The organism is Gilliamella sp. B2838, assembly GCF_026536185.1.
In the GTDB taxonomy this organism is placed as follows: Bacteria; Pseudomonadota; Gammaproteobacteria; order Enterobacterales; family Orbaceae; genus Gilliamella.
Genome location: NZ_JAFNOO010000010.1, coordinates 100,467 through 115,853, shown reverse-complemented (window position 1 = coordinate 115,853; position 15,387 = coordinate 100,467). Strand labels below are relative to the sequence as shown.

General features: G+C 36.1%; 14 protein-coding genes. 4 read left to right on the top strand and 10 right to left on the bottom strand.

The features are described from left to right. Positions 1–394: 394 nt before the first annotated feature. Positions 395–1,222 (bottom strand): glutamate racemase, encoded by an 828-nt coding sequence (gene murI, locus J3U63_RS10935; protein WP_267348858.1) that lies wholly within the window; start codon positions 1,220–1,222, stop codon positions 395–397. Positions 1,223–1,421: 199 nt separating this feature from the next. On the opposite strand from murI, the gene metK reads away from it, so the two are divergent. The 4 genes from metK to J3U63_RS10915 are packed head-to-tail and all read left to right on the top strand — an operon-like array spanning position 1,422 to position 4,522. Then, positions 1,422–2,573: a methionine adenosyltransferase gene (metK, locus tag J3U63_RS10930; RefSeq protein ID WP_267334189.1), complete on the top strand. Its 1,152-nt coding sequence runs from the start codon at positions 1,422–1,424 to the stop codon at positions 2,571–2,573. Further along, positions 2,557–3,060: a SprT family zinc-dependent metalloprotease gene (locus tag J3U63_RS10925; RefSeq protein WP_267344563.1), complete on the top strand. Its 504-nt coding sequence runs from the start codon at positions 2,557–2,559 to the stop codon at positions 3,058–3,060. Before metK ends, J3U63_RS10925 begins: the two co-directional genes overlap by 17 nt. Before the next feature lie 8 nt (positions 3,061–3,068). After that, positions 3,069–3,686: a hypothetical protein gene (locus J3U63_RS10920; protein ID WP_065634148.1), complete on the top strand. Its 618-nt coding sequence runs from the start codon at positions 3,069–3,071 to the stop codon at positions 3,684–3,686. Continuing rightward, positions 3,680–4,522: a 23S rRNA (adenine(2030)-N(6))-methyltransferase RlmJ gene (locus J3U63_RS10915; protein ID WP_267371490.1), complete on the top strand. Its 843-nt coding sequence runs from the start codon at positions 3,680–3,682 to the stop codon at positions 4,520–4,522. The genes J3U63_RS10920 and J3U63_RS10915 overlap by 7 nt, the downstream gene beginning before the upstream one ends. Positions 4,523–4,597: 75 nt before the next feature. Here the strand turns inward: J3U63_RS10915 and J3U63_RS10910 are convergent, their stop codons facing one another. The 9 genes from J3U63_RS10910 to plsX form a co-directional block, all read right to left on the bottom strand. Continuing rightward, positions 4,598–4,966, bottom strand: coding sequence for a diacylglycerol kinase (locus tag J3U63_RS10910; RefSeq protein ID WP_141671541.1), 369 nt, complete (start codon positions 4,964–4,966; stop codon positions 4,598–4,600). Positions 4,967–4,987: 21 nt separating this feature from the next. Then, complete coding sequence (gene accA / locus J3U63_RS10905; RefSeq protein WP_267371489.1) at positions 4,988–5,947, bottom strand: acetyl-CoA carboxylase carboxyl transferase subunit alpha; 960 nt, start codon at positions 5,945–5,947, stop codon at positions 4,988–4,990. Between the two features lie 237 nt (positions 5,948–6,184). Continuing rightward, positions 6,185–9,664, bottom strand: coding sequence for a DNA polymerase III subunit alpha (gene dnaE / locus J3U63_RS10900; protein WP_267371487.1), 3,480 nt, complete (start codon positions 9,662–9,664; stop codon positions 6,185–6,187). Between the two features lie 190 nt (positions 9,665–9,854). Next, positions 9,855–11,099: a beta-ketoacyl-ACP synthase II gene (fabF, locus tag J3U63_RS10895; protein WP_267334183.1), complete on the bottom strand. Its 1,245-nt coding sequence runs from the start codon at positions 11,097–11,099 to the stop codon at positions 9,855–9,857. Between the two features lie 155 nt (positions 11,100–11,254). Then, entirely contained in the window at positions 11,255–11,488 is a 234-nt protein-coding gene (gene acpP / locus J3U63_RS10890) for an acyl carrier protein (RefSeq protein WP_034948180.1), read from the bottom strand. A gap of 150 nt (positions 11,489–11,638) precedes the next feature. Beyond that, the gene (fabG, locus tag J3U63_RS10885) at positions 11,639–12,373 is read right to left on the bottom strand and encodes a 3-oxoacyl-ACP reductase FabG (RefSeq protein ID WP_267371486.1); all 735 of its coding nucleotides are present in this window, start codon (positions 12,371–12,373) and stop codon (positions 11,639–11,641) included. Between the two features lie 18 nt (positions 12,374–12,391). Beyond that, positions 12,392–13,327, bottom strand: coding sequence for an ACP S-malonyltransferase (gene fabD, locus J3U63_RS10880; protein ID WP_267344559.1), 936 nt, complete (start codon positions 13,325–13,327; stop codon positions 12,392–12,394). Positions 13,328–13,361: 34 nt separating this feature from the next. Next, complete coding sequence (locus tag J3U63_RS10875; RefSeq protein WP_065634140.1) at positions 13,362–14,315, bottom strand: beta-ketoacyl-ACP synthase III; 954 nt, start codon at positions 14,313–14,315, stop codon at positions 13,362–13,364. A 4-nt stretch (positions 14,316–14,319) separates the two neighbouring features. Next, positions 14,320–15,366 carry a phosphate acyltransferase PlsX gene (gene plsX / locus J3U63_RS10870; protein ID WP_267334181.1) on the bottom strand — a complete coding sequence of 349 codons (1,047 nt, stop codon included), beginning with the start codon at positions 15,364–15,366 and terminating at the stop codon, positions 14,320–14,322. Positions 15,367–15,387 lie beyond the last annotated feature (21 nt).

Here is a 15,387-nt window from a genome sequence, read left to right as displayed (position 1 = left end):
CTTCAATTTAAAGTTTGATGCTCAATAACTGTCTCTGACATATTCAAATGAATCTTCAGTGTCACTTATCAAGACTTAATTTTTTCAGTCCGTAGACTTTTAATTTTTTCGTCTCGTAAGTGCCCACACAGATTGTCTGTTTCTTCTTTTTAAAGAGCTGACAGCGTTAAATTTAACTAAACATTTTGTTGTTTCAGTTTGCTGTCTCAAGGGCTGCGTATACTACGCTACACCTTTTTATTCGTCAAGATCTTTTTTCAATATTTTTGATCTTGCTCTCTAACACGTTCTTCGTTTGTTTTTCACTAACGCCGTGTCAGTGGATGCGCATTATAGGCACTTCATTTTTTTTATCAAGCAAAAAAACATGATCTTTTAATTGTTCGAATAAGCTTTAAACACTCAAAACATTAATGCATTGATATCGTTGAAGATTATATTGAGCTAATTTGCTAGTTAATTTTTCAACATATTGGTTAAGCGCTGTGCTAACAATAATATTCTCTTTATTTAGTGGTAAATTACTATCAATCAATTTGCCTTTTTCATGAAGTAATTCATAAACACGCATCGCAATTGCATTACCAGAGTCAATAAAAGTAGCGTGAGGAAAAATTACCTGCAACTCTTCTTTGATAAAAGGATAATGTGTACATCCCAATACAATAGTATCAGGGCAAACCGATAAACTTAGCCAAGGCTGTAATAACTGTTTAAGTTGCGGCATATTAACTGCCATACCTTGCAGTTTATTCTCTGCAATCTGTGCTAGTTCAGATAGCCCAAGTAATTCAACTTTACAATCAGGTGCAAACTGTTTAATCAAATTGTTTGTATAGGCTCTTTGAACTGTTGCTTTGGTTGCTAATAGCCCTATACATTTATTTTTAGTCATTTGACTAGCTGGTTTAATAGCTGGCACGACGCCAACAATCGGAAAAGAAAATTTAGCACGTAAACTAGGTAAACATATGGTACTTGCTGTATTACAAGCAATAACCGCTAAATCAATAGTATATAATTTGCTAATGTTATCAATAACATTAATTACTCTATCAATAAGAAACTGTTCTGATTTATCTCCGTAAGGGAACATTTCATTATCAAATGCATAGATATAGTGTAGATTAGGCATCTTTTTGTAGATTTCATTATAGACAGATAACCCACCGATACCCGAATCAAATATTAATATTGTTGGAGATTGTCTCGCTATGCTCATATTAAATAAAGATTAGGAAATTAAATCGACATTATCCTAAATTGAATAAAAATTTATGCAAGTAATTTTGTTTAAGGTAATACTGGCTTTTTTACTCATAAATTATTAAAATAGACGTCTAGATGGTAAAACTGCTAAAATAGAATACATCTCATCGCATATCAAGTATTGCATTTAATAAGTTAAAAGAAGGTATATCATGTCAGAATTTTTATTTACTTCAGAATCTGTTTCAGAAGGTCATCCAGATAAAATCGCCGATCAAATATCTGATGCAGTGCTTGATGCTATTTTAAAGCAAGATCCAAAAGCAAGAGTAGCTTGTGAAACTTATGTTAAAACTGGCATGGCTTTAGTCGGTGGAGAGATAACGACATCTGCTTGGGTAGATATTGAAGAGTTGACTCGCAAAACTATTCATGACATCGGATATACTAGCTCAGAAATGGGGTTTGATGCCAATTCATGTGCGGTACTCAATGCTATTGGTAAACAATCACCAGATATAAACCAAGGTGTCGATCGCAAAGATCCTCTTGAACAAGGTGCAGGTGATCAAGGCATTATGTTTGGTTATGCTACCAATGAAATGCCAAATTTAATGCCTGCAGCAATTAGTTATGCACATGATTTAATGCGTCGTCAGGCAGAAGTCAGAAAAAATGGAACGCTCCCATGGTTACGCCCTGATGCTAAAAGTCAAGTCACATTAATCTATCAAAATGGTCAGATAAAAGGCGTTGATACAGTAGTTTTATCAACCCAGCATTCAGAAGGTATTGAACAAAAAGCGATACAAGAAGCAGTAATGGAAGAAATCATTAAACCAACATTGCCTGCCAAATGGTTAACATCAAGAACCAAATACTTTATTAATCCTACGGGTCGATTTGTTATCGGTGGCCCTATGGGAGATTGTGGATTAACGGGTCGTAAGATTATTGTCGATACTTATGGTGGAGCTGCACGTCATGGTGGTGGTGCGTTTTCTGGAAAAGATCCTTCAAAAGTAGACCGTTCCGCTGCCTACGCAGCAAGATATGTTGCTAAAAATATTGTTGCAGCGGGACTTGCCGATAAATGTGAATTGCAAATATCGTACGCAATAGGCGTTGCAAATCCAACATCGATTTATGTCAATACTTTTGGCACAGAAAAGATTGATCATGATAAAATAGTGAATTTAATCAAAGAATTTTTTGATTTAAGACCTTATGGATTGATTCAAATGCTTGATTTGATTCAGCCAATTTATCAACAAACTGCTAGTTATGGCCATTTTGGTCGTGATATTTTCCCATGGGAAAAAACAGATAAAGCTACATTACTTCGCGATGCCGCAGGATTATAGACGAATACCCATTTTATTACATAATAAAGTCATGGCTTGTTTAAGGGAAAACCTAAGACAAGCCAGCCTTATTTTACACACCGTATTTCCTGAACCTAAAGTAATTTATAAAGTTAAAGGAAGTATTGCCGGTAGCGCACTGTTAACACGCTGGGAAATACAGCTTAATTCAATAATGTTAACTGACAATGGTGATACATTTATTGATGAAGTCGTTCCTCATGAACTTGCTCATCTACTGGTGTTTAAAACATTTGGTAAAGTTAAACCTCATGGCAAAGAGTGGCAATATATGATGTCTGAAGTATTAGGTAAATTACCAAAAGTAACCCATAACTTTACAATAAAGCGCAATAGCTATATGTACCGTTGTAATTGCCAAATCCACCATTTAACTAAAATCAGACATAATAAAATCCAAAACAATAAAACTAGTTATTTATGCCAAAAATGCGGTAGTATACTTAAACAAGTTATTCCAATTTAGACCATTACATGTGTAAACTCGATTTTCATTTTTATAAAAGTTCATTTTTTATTCTTCTCTTAGGTGTGTTTCTTTATATTTTCGGTAATTTTTATATTCCTCTATATAATGGGTTAACAGTTACACTTATTGAACACCTACAATCTCTCTTTTTATTATTTATGTGTGGTTATACGTTTTATTATGCAAAACGCGTACAACATCATGCTACCTTATATAAATTCTGGATTTGGACAATCTTTTGGTGGATTATGCTTTTTGGACGAGGAATCAGTTGGGGGCGTGATTTTTATCCTGACGTTCCACGTTTTTATTATAAAATCATTGCAGCTATTGTAATGGGTATACCATTACTGACGACTTTCTTACCAACAATCCGCAAAGAAATAGCACGGCGTTATAAATTTGAAAGTATTCCTTTTTGGCATATCTTTTTTGCATTTCTTTTTTTGGGAATTGCAGATATCGCAGAGCACCATCGTATGGGACACGAATTTTTAGTATTAACTCGAGAACGTAAAGATTTGATTGAAGAATTAATGGAAATTCCTTGCCTGCTCTGTATAGCATTAACAACTTTCTATATGCAAACAAATGAACAAAAAAGGTTGAGTAAATCATGTTAAGTTATCGTCATAGCTATCATGCTGGTAATCATGCAGATGTGTTAAAACATATTGTTTTAACCTTGTGTCTTGAATCGTTAAAAGAAAAAGAAAAATCGATTTTATATTTAGATACGCACTCTGGTGCTGGCCGTTATTTATTACAAAGCGAGCATGCTGAAAAAACGGGTGAATATTTATCAGGAATAAATTTAGTTTGGCAACAAATAGCTATACCAGAAGCTCTTACTCCGTATATTTCAGTGTTAAAACGATATAATCCTTTTGATACTTTGAAATATTATCCAGGTTCTCCTTTAATTGCTAAACAACTATTAAGAGAACAAGATAAATTGAATTTAACTGAATTACACCCAAGTGACTATCCTTTATTAAAGCAAGAATTTGCAAAGGATAAGCGCGCTAACGTGTTACGTGAAGATGGTTTTTTGCAATTAAAATCTAAATTACCACCACAATCACGTCGCGGCATTATTTTGATCGATCCATCTTACGAAATAAAAGAAGACTATCAAAAAATTCCAGCAGCAATTTATGAAGCTTATAAACGTTTTGCAACTGGAGTTTACTTGATTTGGTATCCAGTTGTGTCAAGAACACAAAGCCAAAAAATGATAGATGGAATTGTAAATTTAGGAATTAAACGAATATCACAATTTGAACTAGCATTAAAGCCGGATAATAATCATAAAGGAATGACCGCATCGGGCATGATTGTCATCAATCCACCTTGGAAATTGCATGAGCAAATGCAAACAATCTTACCGTGGTTATCCAATATTCTTGATACAGATAAGACGGGCAATATACTGATTAAAAAATTAGTGACAGAATAAATTGTCAGGTTAATAAACAAAATGCGAGGTTTTCTCGCATTTTAAATAATTATAAAGAAAACGTTAAAACTGAAATTATGGAAAAAAATGGCATGCAAATAAATAGATCCATAAAATAATAGTTAATAATAAAGATAAAAATACCGCTGCTGAACCATAATCTTTAGCTCGACCTGATAACTCATGTCTTTCCTTACCTATACGATCAACAACACACTCAATTGCACTATTAATCAGTTCAACAATCATGACTACACCAATCGAGCCAAGTAATAAAATACGTTCATAAATAGAAAAATCGATTAGCATCACAATAATATAAGCTACTATTAATAAAATTAATTCTTGACGAAATGCAGCCTCATACCTAATAGCCGATTTAAAGCCTTTTAAAGAATATTTGGTTGCATTAAAAATACGTTGTAAACCTGTAGATTTTTCCATCATAATATTCCAAATTAAAAATTATCTAACATATCCGTAATTCATTAGCCTTTGAAATCTTCTCTCCAATAAAACCGACTCATCCATATTTTCAAGCTCGTCAAGATCATTTAGTAGCTGCTTTTTCAATGAGGTAGCTACTGTACTATAATCACGATGCGCACCGCCAAGAGGTTCAGGCACAATAGAATCAATAAGATTTAATTTAAGTAATTTATCAGCTGTCATATTCATAGCTTCAGCAGCAACTGATGCCTTATCTGCGCTTTTCCATAATATAGAAGCACAGCCTTCAGGAGAAATCACAGAATAGGTACTGTACTGTAGCATATTCACTTTATCTGCAACACCAATAGCCAGTGCGCCGCCAGATCCACCTTCACCAATTACAGTACAAATTGTTGGCACTTTTAAACGTGACATTTCACGTAGGTTACGCGCTATGGCTTCAGCTTGACCTCGTTCTTCTGCACCAATCCCAGGATAAGCACCGGGTGTATCGATAAAAGTAATAATAGGTAATTTAAAGCGTTCAGCTAATTGCATCAGCCTTAATGCTTTACGATATCCTTCCGGAGCAGGCATACCAAAATTACGATATATTTTTTGTTTGGTCTCACGACCTTTTTGATGGCCAATAACCATAACAGCACGATCATCAATACGTGCAATTCCACCTACAATAGCTTTATCATCAGCATAAGCACGATCACCAGCTAATTCATCAAAATCAGTGAAAATCTCTTTAATATAATCTAATGTATACGGTCGGTTTGGATGCCGAGCTAGTTGTGCAACATCCCAAGGGGACAAGTTTGCAAATATTTTTTTAGTTAATTCACGACTTTTTTGATTTAACTGTTTAATTTCTTTATCTAAATTGATATCTAATTCCACTTGTTGTGAATCAATATTCTTTAAGGAATTAATTTTTGCTTCTAATTCCGCTATCGGCTTTTCAAATTCCAAAAAATTGCTCATAACGATTATGATTGCCTCTTGTGTTATTTGTATTTCCTAAAAAATACACTACTAAATACAGTATACTGACTATTTCTTAAGATAAAATTAAGCCAATTCTACTATGTAATACGCATTAAAGTCACCAATATTTATTTCAGTAAGCTTTAAGATATATTAAAATCATTTTACCTAATTCTATTGATATAAATTTTATTCTGAGTAGTTGATGAAAAATGCATCACTGATATATATGGGCTATTCGAACTCAAATTCAATACGCTCATTTCCAAGTAATGTTTTCAACTCTACGATTAAAGCATCTTCAGGAACTATACGCCAAGTTGTTCCAAATTGGATCCGAACGACCGAATCATCTCGATGATAATAAAGATTAACCGGTACACTTCCATGTCGATAAGGTTCTAAAATCTGTTGTAAACGCTGTAATATCGAACGATTAGCTTCAGCTTCAGTTAATGTAATAGCCAAGCCCTTAACATATTTAGCTCGAGCATCTTTCAAATCAACAATATCGCGAACAGACATCTTTAGTCCACCATTAAAATCATCGGGGCTAACTTGTCCTGACACTATCAGAATTTTATCTTTAACTAAAAGATGCCCAAACTTTTCTAAAGAATCGGCAAATAACATACCATCGATTCGACCAGAACGATCATCTAAAGTAAATAGACCAATTTTATTGCCTTTTTTGGTAATTCTAACTCTTGCATCAGCAACTATTCCTGCGAAGGTTGCTGTCTTTCCCCAACCAGTTGGCGCAGCTTCACTAATGCGTACGCCACCGGCATAACGATTGAGTTCTTTTAAATATTGCGTAACCGGATGGCCGGTTAGATAAAGTCCTAAAGCATCTCTTTCGCCATCAAGTAATACTTGAGCGGGTAATTCTGGTACTGCTGCATAAGCATGTTCAACTTGTTCAGGCTCTTCAGCTAATACGCCAAACATATCTTCTTGGCCAATATTTTGCGCTTTGGTATATTGCTCAGCTGCCTGCATTGCATCACTAATACTATGTAAAATTGCTGCCCGATGCGGTCCTAATTTATCAAAAGCACCGGCCATAGTTAGCTTTTCTAATACACGTCGATTGATTTTTTTCATATCTGTGCGCGCGCACAGTTCAAAAATATTTTTAAAATAGCCCCCACTATTACGAGCTTCAACAATTGCTTCAATTGGCCCTTCACCAACGCCTTTTATTGCACCAATGCCATAAACAATTTCGCCTTTGTCATTCACATGAAAATGGTACAAACCGCTGTTAATATCTGGAGGATTAACTTTTAGTCCCATTCGTAAGCATTCATCAACCAAGCCCACAATTTTATCGGTATTATCCATATCTGCTGTCATAACAGCTGCCATGAATTCAGCTGGATAATGGGTTTTCAGCCATAAAGTTTGGTAAGACACCAGTGCATAGGCGGCAGAGTGTGATTTATTAAAACCATAACCTGCAAACTTTTCAACCAAATCAAAAATATGCATTGAAAGTTCACCATCCACACCTTGTTTCTCAGCGCCTTCTTTAAAAACAGAACGTTGTTTAGCCATCTCTTCTGGTTTCTTTTTACCCATAGCACGACGCAGTAGATCAGCACCGCCTAAGGTATAACCGGACAAAGTTTGTGCTATTTGCATGACCTGTTCTTGATATAAAATAATCCCATAAGTTGGCTCTAAAATAGGTTTTAATGACTCATGTTGATATTTTATATCGGGATAAGAAACATCTTCTCGCCCATGTTTACGATCGATAAAATTGTCTACCATTCCTGACTGTAAAGGTCCCGGGCGAAATAATGCTACTAAAGCAATCATATCCTCAAAACAGTCTGGTTTTAAGCGCCGAATTAAATCTTTCATGCCACGCGATTCTAGCTGAAATACTGCGGTTGTTTCAGCTTTCAACAATAAATCGAAAGAGTCTTTATCATCCAGAGGAATGCGCGTAATATCAACAAGTTCTTTCCCTTCTCTAATCTGACGTTCATTAATCATTTTGATCGCCCAATCAATAATGGTTAATGTGCGCAATCCTAAGAAATCAAACTTAACTAAGCCAGCATATTCAACATCATTTTTATCAAATTGAGTAACAGGATGATGCCCTTCGGGATCACAATAAATAGGTGAAAAATCGGTAATTTTTGTTGGTGAAATCACAACACCACCCGCATGTTTACCTGCATTGCGAGTTACGCCTTCTAATTGACGAGCAATATCAATTAGCGACTTAATTTCCTCGTTATTATCATATAATTCTTGTAATTGTGGCTCAATTTCGAATGCTTTAGCCAGTGTCATACCTGGATCTAAAGGAATCAATTTAGAAATACGATCGACAAACCCATAAGGATGGCCAAGCACTCGCCCAACATCTCGAATTACAGCTTTAGCTGCCATTGTACCAAAAGTAATAATCTGTGAAACCGCATCACGACCATACATATCAGCAACGTGATCAATAACCAAATCACGTTTTTCCATGCAAAAATCGACATCAAAGTCAGGCATTGATACACGTTCGGGATTTAAAAAACGTTCAAAAAGTAAGTCAAAGGCTAGCGGATCTAAATCTGTTATTTTTAATGCATAAGCCACTAATGAACCCGCTCCCGAACCTCGACCTGGGCCAACTGGAATATCATTATCTTTTGACCATTGAATAAACTCCATCACGATCAAAAAATAACCGGGAAAACCCATTTGATTAATAACATTAAGTTCAGTTTCTAAACGCTCATCATATTCTGCTCGTTTTTGTGCTCTAATATCTGGATCAGGAAAAAGAAACTTTAGTCGTTCTTCAAGGCCTTCACGTGATTTATAGACTAGAAAATCTTCAGTAGACATATCCCCTGTTGGAAATTTAGGTAAAAAATATTCACCCAAACGTATAGTCACATTGCAACGCTTAGCTATTTCTACACTATTTTCTAAAGCCTCAGGAATATCTGAAAACAACTCACACATTTCCAGCTCATTACGCAGGTACTGTTCTGGTGAATAGTTCTTAGGACGATTAGGATCTTCAAGAGTGTTGCCATCATGTATCGCTACGCGAATTTCATGGGCCTCAAAATCAGAAGGTTGTAAAAAACGAACATCATTGGTCGCAACAACCGGCAACATATATTGTTCAGCAAGTTTTACTGCGCTATGAATAAACAACTCTTCGTTGTTACGTTTAGTACGAACTAACTCAAAATAAAAGTGATCATGAAAATTTTCTTTATAAAAATTGATAGCGTTACCGATTATAGACTCATTATTACGAATAATACCTATACCAATATCACTTTCCCGCCCAGCCAAAATTATAAGTCCGGTACGATATTGAGCTAACCACTGCTGATCAACAACTGGCATATCACCGATATATCCCCTTTCATAAGCTTTAGATATAAGTAATGTCAGATTTTTGTAACCTTCATTATTAGCAGCGAGTAGCGTTAATCGATAAATATCATCCGGTAATTGTGAGCTTCTGATTGCTAAATCAGCACCAATAATCGGCTTAATTCCTTTTGCCATCGCAGATCCATAAAACTTAACCAAACCACAAAGATTGGTAAAGTCGGTAATAGCAAAAGCAGGCATATGCAACTGGCTAACCTCATTAACCAGTGTCCCCACTTTAGCGATACCATCAACCATTGAAAAGTCACTATGTAGATGAAGATGAATAAACTTAGGCTCTGTCATATTTATCAGAAATAATTATGCTAAAAAATTGTTAGCGATTATATCACAAGCAATAGCAATATTCTTATTCTGTTTATCAACATGTTTTGTTTGAATTGAAAAAAGAAGGAATCTTTTGAATAACGTTGATCGATGAAAATGATTAAACTTATACCACCGATAATCTAATTTATCGGTGGGTAGAGATCAATTAAATTTTCTTAAATAACACTGAACCATTAGTTCCGCCAAAACCAAATGAATTACAAAGTGCATATTCTAAGTTTTTAACTTGACGAGCGGTATGCGGTACATAATCTAGATCACATCCATCATCAGGATTATCTAAATTAATTGTTGGAGGCACAGCCTGATCGCGTAATGCCAATACCGTAAAAATAGACTCAACAGCACCCGCAGCGCCTAGTAAATGACCAATCATTGATTTAGTTGAACTTACCATTACTTTGTTGGCATTTTCTTTAAAAATGCTTTTAACTGCTTGTGTTTCTGCTTTATCACCAGCTGGCGTTGATGTACCATGAGCATTAATATAGCCCACTTGCTCAGGTGTTATTCCTGCATCTCGAATAGCACATTTCATGGCTAATGCTGCCCCACTACCATCTTCTGGTGGTGAAGTCATATGATAAGCATCAGCACTCATACCAAAGCCGACAACTTCTGCATAAATTTTTGCACCGCGTTTTTTAGCATGCTCATACTCTTCTAAAAACATAATGCCAGCACCATCACCCAGTACAAAACCATCACGATCTTTATCCCATGGTCGACTTGCCGCTTTAGGATTATCATTATTAGTTGATAATGCACGCGCTGCACCAAAACCGCCAATACCAAGCGGTGTACTCGCTTTTTCACCGCCACCAGCAAGCATACCATCAGCATCACCATAGGCTATCATACGTGCTGCATGACCAATATTGTGTACGCCTGAAGAACAAGCTGTTGCAATTGTAATACTTGGTCCTTTTAATCCATAAATAATCGATAAATGACCAGCTATCATATTCACTATGGTAGAAGGAACAAAAAATGGACTAATTTTACGCGGGCCACCATTAATTAAAGCACTATGATTTTCTTCAATTAATCCAAGTCCACCAATACCTGAACCAATAGCACAACCAATACGTTCTGCATTTTCTTCCGAAATTTCAATACCCGCATCTTGCATTGCTTGTATACCAGCAGCAATGCCATATTGGATAAAATAGTCCATTTTACGAGCATCTTTACGTGAAATATTATAATCTTCGCCATTAAAATTTTTGACCATAGCGGCGAAGCGCGTTGCGAAAGGGGCAGTATCAAAGTGTTCTATTAGTTCAACACCACTTTGTCCAGCTAAAAGTGCTTGCCAAGTGGATTCAACTGTATTACCTACCGGAGATATCATGCCCATTCCGGTGACAACAACTCTGCGTTTAGACACATTGTCCTCCAGAAAAGGATTGAAATGAAATTTGAATCATTGAAAATTTTATGTTGAGTTTTCAATACATGAATATTAATTTTTATATAAAAATTAAAGATATAAATACAAACTAGGCGATCATTTGACCGCCTATTATGAAAACTCTGCTAACCTTATTGATTCGCAGTAATATAATCAATTGCTGATTGTACAGTTGTAATCTTTTCAGCTTCTTCATCAGGAATTTCAGTATCGAATTCTTCTTCTAAAGCCATAACTAATTCAACTGTATCAAGAGAATCAGCGCCAAGATCTTCAACAAAAGAAGATTCATTCTTAACTTCTTCCTCTTTCACACCAAGTTGCTCAACAATAATTTTCTTAACTCGCTCTTCAATAGTGCTCATACTCTTTTTTTTCCTATAAATATCGCCAAAAGCGGCGGTGAATGTAAGTTTATAAAATGTTGAAAAAGATGCAAATCATTTTTCAACCCAATTGCTTATTTTTTGCTCAAAAAGTCAAAATATTGGCTTATTCTACACTATTCTGATCAATTACACCATATACATGCCACCATTGACATGTAAAGTTTCACCAGTAATATAAGATGCTTCATCGGAAGCCAAGAATGCAACAGCATTGGCTATTTCTGATGGCTCTCCTAATCGTCCAGCTGGCACTTGTGCTAACGTCACGGCTTTTTGCTCATCGGTTAATGCTTCAGTCATATCTGTTGCAATAAATCCAGGCGCTACCACATTAACCGTAATACCTCGAGATGCAACTTCACGAGCTAATGATTTACTAAAACCAATTAATCCTGCTTTAGCTGCCGCATAGTTAGCTTGCCCTGCATTACCCATTGTACCAACAACAGAACCGATTGTAATAATTCGTCCATAACGTTTTTTCATCATAGATCGCATTAAAGCCTTAGATAGGCGGAACACCGAAGTTAAATTGGTATCTAAAATAGATTGCCACTCTTCTTCTTTCATTCGCATTAATAAATTATCACGAGTGATACCAGCATTATTCACTAAAATATCAATATCACCAAATTCAGTTTTAATAGCATTAATGACAGATTCAATCGATGCTTCATCAGTCACATTTAAAGCAAAACCTTTGCCATGTGTACCTAAATATTGACTGATTGCTTCAGCACCTTTCTCTGTTGTTGCAGTGCCAATAACAGTTGCACCACTAGCAACTAACTTTTCAGCAATCGCTTTACCTATCCCGCGACTTGCACCAGTAACTAAAGCAATTTTTCCTGATAGGTTCATAACTACCCCTTTTATCTTCTATTTAGTATTTTCTATTGCAACATCTAATGACGCTTTATCATTGACAGCACATGCTGATAACGAATCAACAATACGTTTAGCCAATCCAGTTAGTACTTTACCTGGCCCTATTTCAACTAACAGTGTTACACCTTGTTTCGCCATTTGCTCAACAGTTTCTGTCCAGCGAACAGGGCTATAAAGCTGCGCAATTAATGCGGCTTTAATTTTTTCTGCTGAGGATTCAATCTTAACATCAACGTTATTAATAACCGCAAATTTTGGCGTGTTGAAAGTAATTTCATTCAAGGCAATAGCTAATTTTTCAGCCGCGGGTTTCATTAACTCACAATGGGAAGGAACACTAACAGCTAATGGTAAAGCACGTTTAGCACCTGCTTCTTTGCAAAGTACGCCAGCGCGCTCTACAGCTTCTTTATTACCGGCAATAACAACTTGTCCTGGTGAATTAAAATTGACAGGCGCAACAACTTGGCCTTGCGATGCTTGTTCACACGCTTTACTTATTGACTCATTATCTAAACCGATAATGGCATACATCGCACCAGTTCCTGTTGGTACAGCCTCTTGCATAAGTTTGCCACGTAATTCAACTAATTTAATTGCATCTTTAAAATCAATCACGCCAGCACATACCAATGCCGAATATTCACCTAAACTATGTCCTGCCATAAATTCAGGTTGTGCACCATTAACACTTTGCCAAACTCTAAACGTAGCAACTGAAGCAGCTAATAAAGCTGGTTGTGTTTGCCATGTTTTGTTCAGTTCCTCAACTGGACCTTGTTGTACCAATGCCCATAAATCGTAACCTAATACTTGTGACGCTTCGTCAAAAGTAGATTTTACAATTGGATAATTGTCAGCAAGATCTTTTAACATACCGACGGCTTGTGAACCTTGTCCTGGAAAAACCATTGCAAATTTGGTCATTTTTAATTCCTTGAATACTCAAAATAATTTTTGTTTAAAATCTAACGAGCGCAGAGCCCCAAACAAAACCGCCACCAAAAGCTTCTAATAAAATTAGTTGGCCTCGCTTAATACGGCCATCTCGCACACCTGTATCTAATGCACAAGGGACCGATGCGGCTGAAGTGTTGCCTTGTTTATCTAAAGTAACAATAACTTTACTTAAATCCATATCTAAACGTTTTGCTGTGGCTGAAATAATTCTTAAATTTGCTTGATGTGGTACTAACCAATCTAAATCGGATTTATTAAAGGAATTTTCTGTTAGTAATTCATCGACTAAATTTGAAAGCTCTTTGACAGCAATTTTAAATACATCATTGCCTTGCATAGTCATATAAACGGGATCATTCATATCACGGCGATCAACATAAGGATATTTTAATAACTCGCCGTAACGACCATCAGCATGAAGATGTGAAGCAATAATCCCAGGTTCTTGAGAAGCACCAACCACAACAGCACCGGCACCATCGCCAAAAATGATAATTGTTCCACGATCTGTTGGATCGACACCACGAGTTAGCATGTCCGAACCAACCACTAATGCATATTTAATTGCACCACTTTTTATATATTTATCGGCAATATCAAGTGCATAGACGAACCCTGAACATGCAGCAGAAACATCAAAAGCAATGACATCTCCGATAGCTAACTTTGCTTGCAGTTCGGTGGCTGAGCTAGGAAAAGCATTCACTGAAGTTGCGGTGGCAACTATAATCATACCTATCTCATTTTTATCAATCTTTGCCATTTCAATAGCATTTAAAGACGCTTCATAAGCCATAGAAGTTACTGTTTCGTCTGGTGCTGCAATGCGTCGTTCTTTTATTCCTGTTCGTGTTGTGATCCATTCATCACTGGTATCGACCATTTTTTCAAGATCGGCATTGGTTCTTATCTGTTTTGGAAGATAACTCCCTGTTCCTAATATCTTTGTATACATCTAATTATTCGCTCTTAGGTAGTACGGAAGAAAGGCTGCTTGCAATCTTCTCAGGTATATTGGTTTGGATAGCCAAAATAGCTTGTTCTATTGCTGCAAAGAATGATTTTTGATTAGCGCTACCATGACTTTTAATCACAATGCTTTGAAGCCCAAGCAAACATGCGCCATTATATCGTCCGGGATCTAAATAACCAAAATTTTTAGACACCTTTCTTTGTAACCACTTACTTAATAGTTTCATTAATAATGAATTATGGCCAATAGATAGCTTAAATGAAGACATGAAAATTTTAAGTAAACCTTCTACTGTTTTTAATGTCACATTACCCACAAAGCCATCACAGACTAGTACATCGGTTTTACCAGTTAAAAGCTCGTTACCTTCTAAATAGCCGATATAATTAATATTATCATTCGATTTTAAAATCGCTGCTGCAGCACGTATTTTATCCAAACCTTTTGTATCTTCTTCACCAATATTAAGTAAAGCAACTCTGGGATGATCAATTTTAAGCACTGTTTTGGCTAAGATCTGCCCCATTATGGCAAATTGCACTAACATATCACTATCACACTGAGCATTAGCACCTAAATCCAATACTACTGTATTTTGATTATTTAATGCAGGAATGATGGCAACTAATGCAGGACGGTCAATACCAACTAGTGCATGTAATAATAGCTTAGACAGTCCCATTAATGCACCAGTATTACCAGCGCTAACGCAAGCTTGAGCTTGGTTATTTTTAACCAATTCTAGCGCTATTCTCATTGATGAGCCATGGCTATGCCGGATGGCATAAGCGGGTTTCATATCATTAGCAATAACAGATGTTGATTCGATCAACATTAGTCGATGGTCTTGTTGATATTGCTTGACAAACTTTGCATTTTCTTTAGATAAAAAAAGACTAATTTCTGCCGGATCACCCACCAGAAAAATAGAGAGATTTGGATAACAATTTAGTGCTTGTATTGCAGCAGGAACAATCACACGAGGACCAAAGTCCCCGCTCATAGCATCTAACGCAATGGTTAGATTATCCAAAATGTCACCTGAAGATTTCTA